Origin of the sequence: Hyphomicrobium nitrativorans NL23 (assembly GCF_000503895.1) — a bacterium.
GTDB lineage: Bacteria > Pseudomonadota > Alphaproteobacteria > Rhizobiales > Hyphomicrobiaceae > Hyphomicrobium_C > Hyphomicrobium_C nitrativorans.
Genome location: NC_022997.1, coordinates 2,778,303 through 2,792,517 on the forward strand (window position 1 = coordinate 2,778,303; position 14,215 = coordinate 2,792,517).

General features: G+C 63.6%; 13 protein-coding genes and 1 tRNA gene. 9 read left to right on the forward strand and 5 right to left on the reverse strand.

The window, feature by feature from the left end:
- Window positions 1–64: 64 nt before the first annotated feature.
- Together W911_RS12955 and W911_RS12960 are read left to right on the forward strand one after the other, a co-directional pair.
- A complete protein-coding gene (locus W911_RS12955; protein WP_023787999.1) occupies window positions 65–2,290 on the forward strand; it encodes a TonB-dependent receptor in 2,226 nt (741 codons plus the stop codon).
- Window positions 2,291–2,367: 77 nt separating this feature from the next.
- Window positions 2,368–3,369, forward strand: a complete 1,002-nt coding sequence (locus W911_RS12960; protein ID WP_041318727.1) for a DUF1775 domain-containing protein — start codon at window positions 2,368–2,370, stop codon at window positions 3,367–3,369.
- Window positions 3,370–3,454: 85 nt separating this feature from the next.
- Here the strand turns inward: W911_RS12960 and W911_RS12965 are convergent, their stop codons facing one another.
- From W911_RS12965 to W911_RS12980, 4 genes are all read right to left on the reverse strand, one after another.
- Window positions 3,455–3,688 (reverse strand): hypothetical protein, encoded by a 234-nt coding sequence (locus W911_RS12965; RefSeq protein ID WP_144083596.1) that lies wholly within the window; start codon window positions 3,686–3,688, stop codon window positions 3,455–3,457.
- A gap of 324 nt (window positions 3,689–4,012) precedes the next feature.
- Window positions 4,013–4,102: a pyrroloquinoline quinone precursor peptide PqqA gene (pqqA, locus tag W911_RS12970; protein WP_023788002.1), complete on the reverse strand. Its 90-nt coding sequence runs from the start codon at window positions 4,100–4,102 to the stop codon at window positions 4,013–4,015.
- A gap of 160 nt (window positions 4,103–4,262) precedes the next feature.
- A complete protein-coding gene (locus W911_RS12975) occupies window positions 4,263–4,733 on the reverse strand; it encodes a MaoC family dehydratase (protein ID WP_041316568.1) in 471 nt (156 codons plus the stop codon).
- 39 nt (window positions 4,734–4,772) lie between these two features.
- Window positions 4,773–5,996, reverse strand: coding sequence for a patatin-like phospholipase family protein (locus tag W911_RS12980; RefSeq protein WP_210163467.1), 1,224 nt, complete (start codon window positions 5,994–5,996; stop codon window positions 4,773–4,775).
- Between the two features lie 219 nt (window positions 5,997–6,215).
- Here W911_RS12980 and W911_RS12985 point away from each other — a divergent pair, with 219 nt between their 5' ends.
- The 4 genes from W911_RS12985 (at window position 6,216) to W911_RS13000 (ending at window position 10,385) form a co-directional block, all read left to right on the forward strand.
- Window positions 6,216–6,947 carry an NUDIX hydrolase gene (locus W911_RS12985; protein WP_023788003.1) on the forward strand — a complete coding sequence of 244 codons (732 nt, stop codon included), beginning with the start codon at window positions 6,216–6,218 and terminating at the stop codon, window positions 6,945–6,947.
- 83 nt (window positions 6,948–7,030) lie between these two features.
- Complete coding sequence (locus W911_RS12990) at window positions 7,031–7,945, forward strand: PhzF family phenazine biosynthesis protein (protein WP_023788004.1); 915 nt, start codon at window positions 7,031–7,033, stop codon at window positions 7,943–7,945.
- Between the two features lie 601 nt (window positions 7,946–8,546).
- Window positions 8,547–10,109, forward strand: coding sequence for a 2-isopropylmalate synthase (locus W911_RS12995; RefSeq protein ID WP_023788005.1), 1,563 nt, complete (start codon window positions 8,547–8,549; stop codon window positions 10,107–10,109).
- A 200-nt stretch (window positions 10,110–10,309) separates the two neighbouring features.
- Window positions 10,310–10,385: transfer RNA gene (locus W911_RS13000), tRNA-Lys, on the forward strand.
- A gap of 233 nt (window positions 10,386–10,618) precedes the next feature.
- Here the strand turns inward: W911_RS13000 and W911_RS13005 are convergent.
- Window positions 10,619–11,947 carry a PQQ-dependent sugar dehydrogenase gene (locus W911_RS13005; protein ID WP_081717861.1) on the reverse strand — a complete coding sequence of 443 codons (1,329 nt, stop codon included), beginning with the start codon at window positions 11,945–11,947 and terminating at the stop codon, window positions 10,619–10,621.
- A 392-nt stretch (window positions 11,948–12,339) separates the two neighbouring features.
- Between W911_RS13005 and W911_RS13010 the strand changes: the two genes are divergently transcribed.
- From W911_RS13010 to W911_RS13020, 3 genes are read left to right on the forward strand one after another with little or no spacing between them, the layout of a single operon-like run.
- Window positions 12,340–12,885 carry a hypothetical protein gene (locus W911_RS13010; protein WP_023788007.1) on the forward strand — a complete coding sequence of 182 codons (546 nt, stop codon included), beginning with the start codon at window positions 12,340–12,342 and terminating at the stop codon, window positions 12,883–12,885.
- The gene (locus W911_RS13015; RefSeq protein ID WP_244438525.1) at window positions 12,833–13,774 is read left to right on the forward strand and encodes a ParA family protein; all 942 of its coding nucleotides are present in this window, start codon (window positions 12,833–12,835) and stop codon (window positions 13,772–13,774) included. Before W911_RS13010 ends, W911_RS13015 begins: the two co-directional genes overlap by 53 nt.
- A complete protein-coding gene (locus W911_RS13020; protein WP_023788009.1) occupies window positions 13,771–14,157 on the forward strand; it encodes a hypothetical protein in 387 nt (128 codons plus the stop codon). Before W911_RS13015 ends, W911_RS13020 begins: the two co-directional genes overlap by 4 nt.
- Window positions 14,158–14,215 lie beyond the last annotated feature (58 nt).

Here is a 14,215-nt window from a genome sequence, read left to right on the forward strand (position 1 = left end):
CGAATCCCCGCACATTGGGGAGCGAAGGCGCCGGCCCGTTTCCAGATCAACAGAGCCTACGCACATGACATCGCCATTCCGTCCGGTTTCCCGCCGGCACATTTCCCCCGCTCGCGGCACATATTCGCTTGCGGCAATTGGGACTGTCGTCCTCGCCATTCACGCCTGGCCCGCCTCGGCCCAGGAAACCGAACTTCCCGAAATCACCGTCACGACGACGGCGGCACAGCCGAAGGCGCCGCGACCCAAGCAAGCGGCCGCTGCCCCCAGCGGCGTTCCCGTGCCTCAATCGCCTTCCGCCGACACGCCCGCCGGTGCGCCGGTTTCGCCTGGGACGCGCTCCGGCAGCCTCACGGTGCCGACGACGGCAGAAGCGGTCGCGGAGATCCAGCGCACGCCGGGGGCCGTCGAGATCGTTCCGGCGGATGCCTATGCGGCGTCCACCCCCGCCGTGACCATCAAGGATGCGCTGGATTACGTGCCGGGCGTGTTCGTGCAGCCGAAGTGGGGCGAAGACGCTCGCCTTTCGATCCGCGGTTCGGGCATCTCGCGCAATTTCCATCTGCGCGGCACGCAGCTCTTCATGGACGGCATCCCGATCAGCACCGCGGACGGGTTCGGAGACTTCCAGGAGGTCGACCCGACGGTCTACCGCTACATCGAGGTGTTCAAGGGCGCGAATGCGCTCCGCTTCGGTGCCAACTCGCTCGGCGGGGCGATCAACTTCGTGATGCCCACCGGCTACGACGCTCATCGCTTCACCGCGCGGACCGACATCGGCAGCTTCGGGTTCCGCAAGTTCTCGTCAAGCTCAGGCGGCGTGTCGGGGCCGGTCGACTACTTTATTGCCGGCACCTGGCAGGAATGGGACGGCTACCGCGATCATAGCTGGGGCGAAAGCCTGCGCGGCTCGATGAACCTCGGCTACCGGCTCAGCGAAAACGTGGAGACGCGTTTCTACGTGAACGCCAACGACGTCGAGCAGCGCATCCCTGGCGCCGTGACGCGCCAGACCGCGCTGACCGATCCGAAACAAGCCGCCGCCGTCAACGTTCTCAACGATTGGCAGCGCAATATCGAGACGCTGCGCATCGCCAACAAGACGACGGTCCGCCTTTCGCAAGGCACGCTGCTCGAATTCGGCGCGTTCAACGTGGACCGCCATCTCGACCATCCGATCTATCAGTGGCTCGACTACCGCTATGACGATTACGGCGGCTTCGCGCGTCTCTCGGACGACAGCGTTATCGCAGGGTTCCGCAACCGCTTCATCGCGGGCGTGAACCTTCACAACGGAACGGTGGACGTCCGACACTTCGGCAACGGGCCCAACGCGGCCAAGCTCGCGCTCATCAGCCATACGGAGAACCGCTCGGAAAACCTTTCGGTCTATGCCGAGAACAGCTTTTTCGTGCTGCCCGACGTCGCGCTGGTGGCGGGACTGCAATTCCTGCACGCCGACCGCGACCGTGACGTTTTCTTCGGCAACGAACAGAGCGGACGCAACACGTTCGACGTCTGGAGCCCGAAGGCCGGCATCGTATGGGACGTCGATCCCGGCTGGCAGATGTTCGCCAACATCTCGCGCAGCGCGGAAGTTCCGAGCTTCGGGGAAAATGCGGTCAGCGGCTCGGCATTTACGGCCAAACTCCAGGAAGCCACCACCTACGAGATCGGCACGCGCGGCCGGCGCGAGACCTACCACTGGGATATCGCGCTCTACCGCGCCGAGATCGACAACGAGTTGCAGTGTCTCACGATCCTGGTGCCGTTCCCGAACATGTGCACGGTGACGAACGCGGACAAGACCGTGCATCAAGGCCTGGAGCTCGGCTTCGGGGCGGCGGTGCTGCACTCGCTCATCGTCGACGGTCCGACGCCCGACAGGCTGTGGCTGAACGCGGCCTATACGCTCAACGACTTCCACTTCGACAACGATGCCGTGTGGGGCGACAACGAACTTCCGGGCCTGCCGCGGCATTTTCTCAGGGCCGAGCTGATGTACCGTCACCCGTCCGGCGTCTTCTTCGGGCCGAACGTAGAATGGGCGCCCTCCGCCTACTTCGTCGACAACGCCAACACGCTCAAGACCGAAGGCTATGCCATCTGGGGTGCGAAGCTCGGCTACGAGGGCGAGACGTTCACGGCCTACATCGAAGGGCGTAATCTCTCCGACACGGCCTACATCGCGTCCGCCAGCGTTTCCGGCAACGTCCTCGGCCTCGACGGCGCCTACTTCGAGCCCGGCACGGGACGCGCCATTTACGGCGGCGTGCAGGTGAAGTGGTGACGCTTATCATCCAAGGCGGCCCTGACGTGACGCCGCATTCAACCCCTCATCCCTATCTTCAGGAACAGGCTCCGATCATGAAACGCTCATACTCCTCTCAAGCTCTGGCGGCGTTCGCGTTGCTTCCACTCGCCCTGCTGGCCAGCGGCCCCGCCGGCGCTCACGTCACACTCGAACAGCGGGAGGCCGCTCCGGGCGCGGCCTACAAGGCCGTGTTGAAGGTTCCGCACGGCTGCGGCACGTCGCCGACGCAGGCGGTTCGCGTGGAAATCCCCGAAGGCTTCATCAACGTGAAGCCGATGCCGAAACCGGGCTGGTCGCTCGCCACCGTGAAGGGGCCTTACGCCACGAGTTATCCGCTGCACGGGCGTACGCTGACCGAAGGCGTGAAGGACATCACGTGGGCGGACGGCAACCTGCCCGACGAGCACTACGACGAATTCGTGGCTGCGGGCTTCCTCGGCAAAGATCTCGCAGGAGGCTCTTCGCTCTATTTCAAGGTGACGCAGACCTGCGCGGACGGCGAGCGCCAGTGGATCGAGATCCCGGATGGAACCGAGGGCCAAAAGCTGGCGTCTCCGGCGGCGGTGCTGCGCATCGCAGCGTCTCACGAGCATGCGGTGCCGAAGGACACAGGCGGCGCAGCTAAGATTGGAACGCTTGCGATCCAAGGCGCGTGGGCACGCGCCACGCCTCAGGGGGCGAAAGTGGGCGCGGGCTATCTTACGATTCTCAACACGGGCAGTGAGGCGGATACGCTGATCGGCATCGCTGCCCCTGTCGCCGGCAAGGGCGAGATCCACGACATGACCATGACGGACGGCGTGATGCGGATGCGTGCGCTGCCGGAGGGGATCGAGATCCCAGCCGGCGGGACGGCCACGCTCGCGCCCGGCGGCAAGCATCTCATGTTCATGGATCTCAAAGAGCCGCTGGTTTCCGGCGCCAGCCTGCCGGTCACGCTGACGTTCAAGAGCGGCGCGTCCGTCGAGGTGACGTTCCCGATCCGTCCGATCGGCGGGGACCAAAAGGGCGGCGGCGCGGCCAAGGACGAGCACGACCACCATCATCACCACTGAGCGCATGGCGTGACGCTGCGTTTCACGGGGCGGGCCGAGGACGGTCCGCCCTTCGTCGTTTTACGCGCGGTCGTTGCGCTTTGCCTCAGATCCAACGCGACGTGCGCATCATGGTCTCCTTGAGCGCAACATCGCTGCCACGCCAACGCGCGACAGCCCGGCGTCTGCGCTCAAGCTCTTCGGTCCACCCGGGATCAAACGGGACGGGACGGGCCGCGCCGCGCTCAACGGTCTCGACCACGCGAGGTTTCAGCGGAAGATAGGTGACGTTGCTGGACGGCTGAGGAGACGACGTCGGAGGTGTGGCTGAGTAAGACATGAGGCGATGCTCCATACACGCTTCAGTTTCTCAGAACTTCGGCCGAAACGTCATTGCGTTCGGCCGCCCCCCGGCGGGTCTATCCCCCTTCTCTCATGTTCGCCGATCTTCGGCTTTTGAAGTCCATTCCCGGAAGACGGCAAGATTACGGCAAACGTGGCAGCCTGCCGCTCACGAATTTTTACTCAAAATGACATTGCTCCCCGGCAAAGCAAAGCGGCGGTCGCTTTCGCAACCGCCGCACGATCGAACAGACGTGATCGACTGGATATCTGACCGAGGAGTTCCGCGCCGTATCGATAAGACCAGATGCGGCCGTGCTCGTTAGATGATGTCGATGTCAGCCGGCAGATACGAGGTCACTTCGAGGCCGACTTCCTGCTCGCGAACCGAGGGCTTCATCCAGGTCTTCATGAGGTCAATCTCCTTGGGTTGGGCGGCGGGGTTCGTCACCCGCCTGTCTTATGACAAGAAACTTATGAGTTCGGCGCGGGGTTCGCCAATCGTTTTTTACCCGACCTCCAATAAGTCACCCTGATGCTACGGTGTAACATTGTTATGGTGTATCATACCGTTAGCGCGCACTTCCCCGCGTCGGCACGACGAGGCGGGCCGTCATGATCTGCACCACCTCCCCGTCTTGATTCAGCGTTTCGCTTCGCACCGTCACCATGCCGCGTTCGGGGCGCGATGCGGAGGGCTTGGCCGCGACAACTTCCGAGACAACGGAGAGCGTATCGCCGGGGCGTACGGCACGCGGCCAGACGATATCGCCCCCGGCGCCGATGACGCCGCCCGCGATGGGAAGCCCACTCGTCACCAGGAGGCGCATTGTGACAGACGCGGTATGCCAACCGCTCGCCACGAGGCCGCCGAAAAAACTCGCGCTCGCCGCTTCTTCGTCGAGGTGGAACGGTTGCGGGTCGAAGCTCGCCGCGAAGGCCTTGATGGCGTCAAGCTCCATGGTCACGGAGCCGGTTGTAAAGCGGCGGCCGACTTCGAGATCCTCGAAGTAGAGCCTGGTTTCTGCGTCTTTGCCGGTCATCCGTCTCTTTCCAATGATGGCCGCCAATCCCGCCCTTGCTCAATCCGCGTAGCCGGGCGGCGTCTTGTGCCAGCGCACGTCGCCGGCGCCTTTCCGATAGCCATAGGCGAACAGCTTGTTCATGTACTCTTTGTCGAACGGGCCCTTGTAGGGAACGGTAAAGCCATCGTCGAGGTAGGCGAGATTGAAGGCCACGCCATCGCGGTGGGTCGTCAAATAGATGCGATAGAGATCGTTCACTGCATTGGAGGCGATCATCGTCGAGATCGCCTGGCTTGCGACGGCCAGCGTGCGCCGCTTCACCGTTTCCTCATCGCGGAACAGCCGTCCGTTGCGGATGATGTAGGCGACATCCTTATGGTTCGGATCTGCGCGCTCGACCCGCTTCAAGTGGAGTTGCGGCGGATAGAGAAACATCTGCGTCGTCGCTCCGCCATCGACGTGCATCTCCTGATAATGCTTTCCGCCAACCGCCACGTCGAGCATGACGGGCGGGAAGACGCCCGGGATCGAGGCGGACGCGCGCAGCACTTCGATGATCAGGTCGCGCGCTCTCGGATCCGAGCTTTTCGCGATGGCGCCGATGTTCCAGATCACCGAGCGGGCCTGGTCGAGGTTCGTCGTGCCGATGAGCAGGAGGCGGCCCTTGTCGTATTCCTCGGCGATGCGCCGGACCATCTTGTGGTCGACGAAGCGCGCGATGAGGTTTCTCAGCGGCGTGGTATCGGTTGCACCATCGCCCTCGAAAACGGAAATGAGCGAGACCTTGACGAAGATGTCGTCAACCTTCGTCTCCGTGTAGACGCTGCGCAACGCGTGATCGTACTCGGGCCCGAGGAAGGCAAACGGTGCGGAGAGCGCACCCGTACTGATCCCTGTCACGACCGCGAAATCCGGCCGGTCGCCGCGCGCGGTCCACCCGACCAGAAGCCCCGCGCCGAACGCACCGTCGTCGCCCCCGCCCGATATCGCGAGGAACGTCGTGGTATCGGCCCGGCTCCGCGCGGCGCCGGTCGCCTTTGTGTGCGCACGGCGCTTTGCCACCGTCTCGCGGGCGAGCGCTTCGAGCACGGCCGGATCGCCGTCCGCATAGAAACGCGCATAGGGGATGTCGAGCGGCTGGATTTCGGAGGCCAGGGCCAGGGGCACGGCCGGCAAACGGTCCAGCGTCGCGCAGGCGGTCAGCGTCGTTGCGATGAAAAGCCCGGCCAGCATAGCTGCCAGAGCTTTGGCCCGGACGCGCGCCGCGGCCAAGCGCGACACGTCCGGGGACGCCATCCGCAAAATTGCCTGGCCTCGAAACATCACACTCACGCAGGTCTCGCTGGTTTTTCGAGGGAAGGTGTGGGCCGCCTTATGTCATTCTAATGACTTACAGGGGTGAGAGGCCAGCCATGACCGCGCCCCAGGAGGGGCACCGGCGCGTTTGCGGGGCACGGTCGGCTCCATCCACCTTCGATCAGCATTGGCGGTTTTTCCAGCATGGGACAACAGATCGAGGCGCGGCTCATCGAAGCGACACGGGTCGATCTTCGCGTCACCGATGCCGAATGGGCCTTCGCGCGCCAGTACCAAGGGGAGATCGCGGCTCACTGGGCGCGCCGTTCGGCCGAAAATCCGCACTATTTCAACGGCACCGTTCTTCTGCTGTCGGATTACGCACTGTCCGACGACGGGGTTGTCTCTGGGCGGTTGTTGCGGACGGACTTCATGAGCTTCCTCTATTGGCGCGAAACCGGGTGCCCGGAGGCTGGGATTTACGACACCTTCTGTACGGCGCTGATCCGTTCGCGCGAGGGGCATGTTCTTTTGTGCCAGCAGAGGCCGGGCAACCTGAACGAGGGCTTTGCGACGCCGCCCGGCGGGTTCATCGACGAGCGGGATGTCGACGCGGATGGGACGATCGATCTCTCGCGGGCCGTTACGAGAGAGATTGCGGAGGAAACGGGTCTCGGCGCCCCGCTGCTCCGCCAGGGGGCCGGCTTTGCGATCCTGCTTGTACGGCATCAAGTCTCGCTTGCCGTTCCCTGGCATTCCGACCTTTCCGGCGACGATCTGGTGCGCAAAGCGAGCCTGCACATCGCCGGTGAAGCCGAGGGCGAGCTTCTCCGTACACTTTCCCTCTCTCCCGGCGAAGCGCTTCGGACGCTCTCCTTGCCCGACTATGCACGGGTTCTGCTTTCCGCATCGGACGTCTTGAAAACCTCGGCCTGAGACGGCGCGACGCTTTGCTGCGGGTGCCGAATGGGGCAGAGTGCGCGCGCTTCAGTTCCCGCACGGATGGCTCGGACACATCTATGGCCCTTACCTATCATATCCTCGACGTTTTCACCGACCGCCGCTTCGGCGGAAACCCCCTTGCCGTCGTGCTCGGCGCCGACGGACTGACGGACGGCCAGATGCAAGCGATTGCCGGCGAGTTCAATCTCTCCGAAACGGTCTTCGTGCTGCCATCCGAGCGGCCTGCCCATTCCGCCAAGGTGCGCATTTTCACGCCGCGGAGCGAGGTGCCCTTCGCCGGGCATCCGACCATCGGCACGGCCACGCTGCTCGCGGGGCTTCAGGCTCCGCCCGCTTCGAACGGCGAGGCGGACGCGCTCGTCATCCTGGAGCAGAACATCGGCACGGTGCGCGTCGGCGTGCGCCTCCGGGAAGGCGCTCCCGCCTTCGCCGAATTCGATGCGCCAAAGCTTCCGGCCGAAGCGGGCGTGCTGCCGCCCATCGACATCCTGGCGGCCGGGCTCGGGCTGATGCCGAGCGAAGTCGGCTTCGAAAACCACAAGCCGATCTGCTTTGCGGCGGGCAACACATTCGCGTTCGTGCCCGTCTCGTCGCTCGATGCGATCCGGCGCGCACGCATCAACGGCGCCCACTGGGAGCGTGCGTTCGACCAGCAGGGCGTCATCGGCGTTTACCTATACACGCGCCAGTGCGAGCACACTGGCCACGCCTTCCACGTGCGCATGTTCGCGCCCCAGGTCGGCGTCCCGGAGGACCCCGCCACGGGCTCGGCCGCGGTCTGTCTTGCAGGCGTCGTGCAGCACTTCGACGGCCTGCCGGACGGCACCTACAAGCGCATCGTCGAGCAGGGCTACGAAATGGGCCGGCCGAGCCAGATCGCGCTGACGCTGGTCGTCTCGGGCGGCAAGCTCACGAGCGTGCGGACGGGCGGTGCCAGCGTGCGGGTCGCGACGGGCACGCTGGAGGTCTAGGTTCGTCATTCCATCGCTCACGCGCCCGTTCGCGTGCCTTGCAGGCACGCTGGCGCTCCGCGGGGGCGCGGCAGTCCATGCGGAGCATGGCTCCGCCATGACCCGCGGGTCGCCTCGCTCCCGAGCCCTACGGGCTGACGTCCGGGCTTTCTCCCCCCCCCCGGCCCGCGCCTACGGCTCGCCTCGCCTGCGGGAGCGGCGGTCCGCCCCCTTGCGCGCGGGGGGCAGATCTGATGGCGACGAGCGTGCCGGACCCGTACCAGTCCGCCCCCTTGCGCGCGGGGGGCAGATTCGCGTAAGTGTCAACGCGATTTCGTTTTTGGATCGAGACCGAGGCCGCTCTCCCATGAGCTCCAGGCTGATCAGTTTCGGCGTTTCGACCCGCGGCGGGGCCCTGCCCCGCGGCGCGCGTGGTGCTGTCCGCTCCGCGCCCAGACCGGCGCTTTCCGGCCTCCTGCCCCTCCTCCTTACCAGCCCCTGAGAACCGGGGGCCCGGCCTTGGCTGCCGGGCAGGTCCTCAGGGGTTCCGAACGGTAAGTCGACAGGATTTTTTGCCGGTTTCCGTCAGGCGGGCCGGCCCCCGAGGAAGGATACGAGTTTCATGACCACCGAAACCAAAGACGTGGCAGGCGACCGCGTCGTTATTTTCGACACCACGTTGCGCGACGGCGAGCAGTGCCCCGGCGCGACCATGACGTTCGACGAGAAGCTCGACGTCGCCGACTTGCTCGATGCCATGGGCGTCGACATCATCGAGGCGGGCTTTCCGATTGCGTCCGAGGGCGACTTCGAGGCCGTTACCGCCATTGCCAAGCGTGTGAAACGGGCGACGGTCGCGGGCCTTGCGCGCGCGATCAACGCGGATATCGACAGGGCAGGCGAAGCCGTGCGTCACGCCCAGCGCGGGCGCATCCACACCTTCGTCTCGACCTCGCCCATTCACCTCGCGCACCAGATGCGCAAGAGCGAAGCGGAGGTGCTTGAGATCATCACCGCGACCGTGACGCGCGCGCGCAACCTCGTCGAGGACGTCGAGTGGAGCGCGATGGACGCCACCCGCACCGGCATCGACTATCTCTGCCAGTGCGTGGACGCGGCGATCAAGGCGGGCGCCACCACGATCAACCTCCCCGACACCGTCGGCTATGCGACGCCTGAGGAGTACGCGGCGATGTTCCGCGCCGTGCGCGAACGCGTGCCGGATTCCGACAAGGCGATCTTCTCCACCCATTGCCACAACGATCTGGGCCTCGCGGTCGCCAACTCGCTCGCCGCGCTGGACGCGGGCGCGCGGCAGATCGAATGCACCATCAACGGCATCGGAGAGAGGGCCGGAAACGCCGCGCTCGAAGAAATCGTGATGGCGATCCGCACGCGCTCGGATGCGCTGCCCTATCGCACGGGCATCGAGACGACGATGCTGGCGCGCGCCTCCAAGCTCGTCTCCGCCGTGACCAACTTCCCCGTGCAGTACAACAAGGCCATCGTGGGCCGGAACGCGTTCGCACACGAAAGCGGCATCCACCAGGACGGCATGCTGAAGCATCAGCAGACGTACGAGATCATGACGCCGGAATCCGTCGGCGTCGCGAAGACGTCGCTCGTGATGGGCAAACACTCGGGGCGCAACGCGTTCCGCACCAAGCTCAAGGAACTCGGCTACGAGTTCGGAGAGAATGCCTTCGAGGATGCGTTCAACCGCTTCAAGGCGCTCGCCGACCGCAAGAAGCACGTCTACGACGAGGACATCGAGGCGCTCGTCGATCAGTCGATCGCGCACGCGCACGACCGGATGAAGGTCGTCGCGCTGCAGGTGGTCGCGGGAACGAGCGGGCCGCAATCGGCGACGCTGACGCTCGACATCGACGGCAACCAGCAGACCGTGCACGCGAACGGCAACGGGCCGGTGGACGCGACATTCGCCGCGATCCACAAGCTGGTGCCGCACACGGCCCGGCTCGAACTCTATCAGGTGCACGCGGTCACCGAAGGCACCGACGCGCAGGCCGAGGTCTCCGTCCGCCTCTCCGAGGATGGGCGCGTGGTGACGGGGCGTGGCGCCGACACGGACACACTCGTGGCGTCCGCGCAGGCCTATGTGGCGGCGCTGGCCAAGCTCATGCTCAAGCGGCAGAAGACGGCCAAGGCCGAGCAGGCCGTTTGACGGACGCCGTTTAACGGACGGGGCGGCCGCCAAGCTCGCCGGCCCTGAACGTTACGGCTGCGTGACAAGCGACTGGACTGTGAAAGCGACTGGACAGTGAGCGCGGCTGGTGTTAGACGGAGCGCACTTGGGGCCCTAGAGCAACTCGTTCAGGGCCCCTTTGCCGTCTTTCCGGGGATCTTGCCCCGCCGTCGGTAATTGGGTGATTAGCTCAGTTGGTAGAGCAGCTGACTCTTAATCAGCGGGTCGAAGGTTCGAATCCTTCATCACCCACCATTATTTCAATGACTTAGCCACTTGCGCGGCGCCAGTTGTACAATTCGCTTCACCGCGTTGTACACATTCGGTTCCGCTGGCGTTCTCAGCAGGCTGGCGAAATGCTTCTCGCTCAGTAGTTGCGCGACTTCCTTAAGCAGACATCGAGTGCTTCGCGGCGAAGGGCCAACAACAGCTCGCCGCGCGCATCGCAGCGACCTCATATAAGGTCGCCATGCTGACGATCCGCATCGCTATCGCGCAACGGCGGGTGCGACGCGCCAAATGACTTTGCCGACATCATCGGCGACCAAAAGCGCGCCATCGCCAGCGATTTCCACGCCCACCGGGCGTCCCATCGCGTTGTTGTTCGCATCGAGAAACCCGGTGAGCACGTCCACCGGCATCCCGCTTGGCTTTCCGTTCGTAAATGGCACGTAGATCACGCAATAGCCGCTGGGTTCGCGACGGTTCCATGAGCCGTGCATGCCGACAAAGGCCCCGCCCTGCCATTGCGAGCCGAGCGCCGGCTTCTCGTTAAAAACCAGACCAAGCGCGGCGGTGTGGCCGCCAAGTGCGTAATCGGGCTTAATCGTGCGTTCGATCGCGCCAGCAGGAATCTCCTCGGACTTGAACCGATGATCGGCCCGGCCCCAATAGGCCCACGGCCAGCCGTAGAATCCCCCTTCCTGCACCGAGGTGAGATAATCCGGTGGAAGATTGTCACCTAGGCCGTCACGCTCGTTAACGACGGTCCAGAGCGTACTTGTGCCAGGCGCAAATCCCATCCCGTTGGGATTACGCAGTCCGGTAGCAAACGCGGTGACCCTGCCGGTCGCAGGATCGATGGCGTGGATCATGGCGCGCCCTTGTTCAACGTCCATGCCTTGCTCGGCGATGTTGCTGATCGAGCCGACGGTTACAAACAGGCGCGAGCCATCGGGCGCCGCGATCACGTTGCGTGTCCAATGACCGTTGTCGTCAGCGCGGAAGGGCAGGGATGCGACGGTTTCGGGCGGACCGGCGGCGGTGAGGTCTCCGTCGCTGTACGGCACGCGCACAAGCGCATTAGTGTTCGCGATGTAAAGATAGCCATCGAGCAGAGCCATCCCGAACGGTTGGTGTAGGCCTTCAAGGAAGATCTCGCGCAGCTCGGCGACGCCATCTCCATCGGCGTCGCGCAACAGCACGATGCGATTAGGGCTGGTCTCCTGCACCGCGCCGGCGTTGCGCATCACCGGCTCCATCACCGCGCCGACTATCCCCTTGTTGGAGAGCGGCAAGCTCGACGCCTCGGCTACCAGCACATCGCCGTTCGGTAACGCGTGCACCCAACGCGGATGAATTAAGCCATCGGCAAATCGCGTAACCGAAAGGCCGTCGGCCGCGACCGGGGCGCCGTCTTCGGTCCAGCCCACGGCCTTCATCTCGTTGACGTGTGGGATGGGTATCCATGGACGCTCCGGTTCCGAGAGCGTCGGATTGGCGCCATAGGTCACCTCAATCGGAGGGGATGATGCACCAGCGCGCGCGGAAAGTGCGCGTACGGGCGCAAGTATGGCGGACTGCAATAACGCGCGCATGATGGGATCTCCTTTCATTCGCAACGCCCATCACGGCGAAGTGTTCATCAGAAAATGGCGTGTTGATCATTTTTCGCGTAGTTTTGGCTGCCTTTTTACCGGTTCGCGTGGAGCTGTCGGGATTTCAACTTCGCACCGTTGCGTATAAGGAGTTTTTGTTAAACTTCATCAGGCCGGTCTGGCGCACGCCCGCGAAGTGCTCGCCGGGTCGAAGCAGGCATCCGCTCTTCGCCTCTGAACTGCTCCGGGTTTGCCGGAGGTTCCAGATTAGGAGCAAGCACCTTGATGAGGGCAGGCGGAGCGGTGAACCTGGCTCTCAGGCCCGCTACGCATAAACACCGGGTGGCGTCGCGCTCCCAAATTTTCTAGGCTCGTGCCTATGGGGAGCCGGCATGCTCGAAAAAGATCTTTACCCGCTCGTTCAGGTCTATCTCAATATCGCGTTCAGTCCTCGCCTCGGACCGATGTTCGGAGACTTTCGGCCGTTGAGCGCAGTGACGGCCAACTCCGGCGGCAACACCACAGGCGTCTGGTCCAAACCTGATTTGTGCCTCGTCGCCCTATGGCGGCAGAAATACGGGCTTCACTGGCACTTGGACGTTCATGGTTTCGAGGTGAAACCCCTCGGCAAGTGCTCCACGCAATCCGTGTATGAAGCACTGAACCATACCTCGCTCGTGCATTACTCGCATCTGATGTGGCATTGCTCAGATTGGGATGAGCGGGATCAAACGTGCCATTCCGTGCTGGAGGCCTGCAGCCGATTTGGGGTCGGCCTGATCACCTTCAGCGACCCAGGCGATGTGCGCTCGTATGAGATCCGCGTCCCCGCGCACAAGCACGCTCCGACACCCGATGCCTTGGACGAATTCTTGGAAACCCGGCTTGAAGCCTCCGACCGGAAACAGCTTCAGTCATGGATCCAGGAGCTTCAGTGACATGGCAATACGCGTGGCTATCGGGAACCCCAAAGGTGGCGTCGGCAAATCGACGACAGCGATGATGCTGGCGGAAGGGGTTGCGTTGCGCTTTGGCGCTCGTGTCCTGGTTCTCGATATGGATCCGCAGGCCATGGCCACGAAAATCCTGATCGGGCAGCAGGCGCTGCATGAGTACCGCAGCCAGGACCGGGGCCTGAGTTCGCTTCTCAATGCCTGGGCGAAAGGGCGTAAAGCCGACATATCGAGGCACATCGTTCCAGCGAGCGACATTATCGAACTTCGCGATCGATCTAACGATATCGGCAGCGTCGACATCATTCCGTCAGATCCGGAACTCCTCAAGGACCTGGGCGAGCTTCAGACCATCATTGGCCGAGTTCGACGCAAGCAACGTGTCGACGCTTTGCTGGCCACGATGTTCGCAGAGGAGCTTTCACGGATAGATCGCAGCTATCACCTGATCATTTTTGACTGTCCCGCCGGCCCAGTGCCCCTCGCACTGACGTCGTTCAGACTTTCAAATCACGTGATCGTGCCCACAAACCTCGAACAGAACTCCTACTCTACGCTGGTCGACTTCTGGCGTCTCATCCTGTCCGAGGATCTTGGCCTTTCCGAACGTTTGCGCGTTCATATCCTCGTCACGATGTACCAATCGATCAATCCCGTTCAACGCCAGATGCTCGACCACGTCCGCGCTGGCGCCTACGAGCTCAACGCGGTTTATCGGGCCATTCCGCACTCAACCGCTTTGCAGCGAGCCCAGATGCACCCGGGGACCGGGGCCTTCCGCTCTGCGCGAGAGAAATACGAAGGGGCCATCGACGAGGTCTTCGCTTTGGCCGACACGATGTTCGACCGTCTTGAACTTGAGGGGGCGCCATGAGCGACGGATTGAAAATCACTCCCGAGACCGCGCTTGAGCGGATCTTTACTGTGATCCGCGAAGAGGCATCCGCCAATCCGGCCTTTGCGCGACGGATGCTGGAGGCTGCCGGTGTGACAGTGACGTTTACAGGTGCGGTCGCTGCACAAATGGCCGATCCGATCCTTGTCGCCTCCCGATCGGACTATCCGGCCTTCCGAGAGGCCTTCATGACGTTCTCGGAAAAGGAGCTGAAAGACTTGGCAAAGAACTTCGCGCTCGCAACCCAGGAACAGATTAAGTCCGTCAAGACGAAGCCGAAGGCGGCCGGATTGGTCGATCTGTTGTGGGAGGGCGCGAATAGAAAGCTAGCCGAGCGCCGTCTGCGTGGCTCGTCACCCTGAGCGGTTGGCGGAACCGCCGGCCGCGGGCGGCGTTGTTCGACATGCCGGCTGCTTGCTA

What these genes read in the sequence shown, in the direction of transcription:
- W911_RS12985 (WP_023788003.1), top strand. Translation starts at nt 6,216, where the DNA reads ATGGGACAACAGATCGAGGCGCGGCTCATCGAAGCGACACGGGTCGAT.
- W911_RS13020 (WP_023788009.1), top strand. Translation starts at nt 13,771, where the DNA reads ATGAGCGACGGATTGAAAATCACTCCCGAGACCGCGCTTGAGCGGATC.
- W911_RS12955 (WP_023787999.1), top strand. Translation starts at nt 65, where the DNA reads ATGACATCGCCATTCCGTCCGGTTTCCCGCCGGCACATTTCCCCCGCT.
- W911_RS12975 (WP_041316568.1), bottom strand. Translation starts at nt 4,733, where the DNA reads ATGACCGGCAAAGACGCAGAAACCAGGCTCTACTTCGAGGATCTCGAA.
- W911_RS13005 (WP_081717861.1), bottom strand. Translation starts at nt 11,947, where the DNA reads ATGCGCGCGTTATTGCAGTCCGCCATACTTGCGCCCGTACGCGCACTT.
- W911_RS12990 (WP_023788004.1), top strand. Translation starts at nt 7,031, where the DNA reads ATGGCCCTTACCTATCATATCCTCGACGTTTTCACCGACCGCCGCTTC.
- W911_RS12965 (WP_144083596.1), bottom strand. Translation starts at nt 3,688, where the DNA reads ATGTCTTACTCAGCCACACCTCCGACGTCGTCTCCTCAGCCGTCCAGC.
- W911_RS13010 (WP_023788007.1), top strand. Translation starts at nt 12,340, where the DNA reads ATGCTCGAAAAAGATCTTTACCCGCTCGTTCAGGTCTATCTCAATATC.
- W911_RS12960 (WP_041318727.1), top strand. Translation starts at nt 2,368, where the DNA reads ATGAAACGCTCATACTCCTCTCAAGCTCTGGCGGCGTTCGCGTTGCTT.
- pqqA (WP_023788002.1), bottom strand. Translation starts at nt 4,102, where the DNA reads ATGAAGACCTGGATGAAGCCCTCGGTTCGCGAGCAGGAAGTCGGCCTC.
- W911_RS12995 (WP_023788005.1), top strand. Translation starts at nt 8,547, where the DNA reads ATGACCACCGAAACCAAAGACGTGGCAGGCGACCGCGTCGTTATTTTC.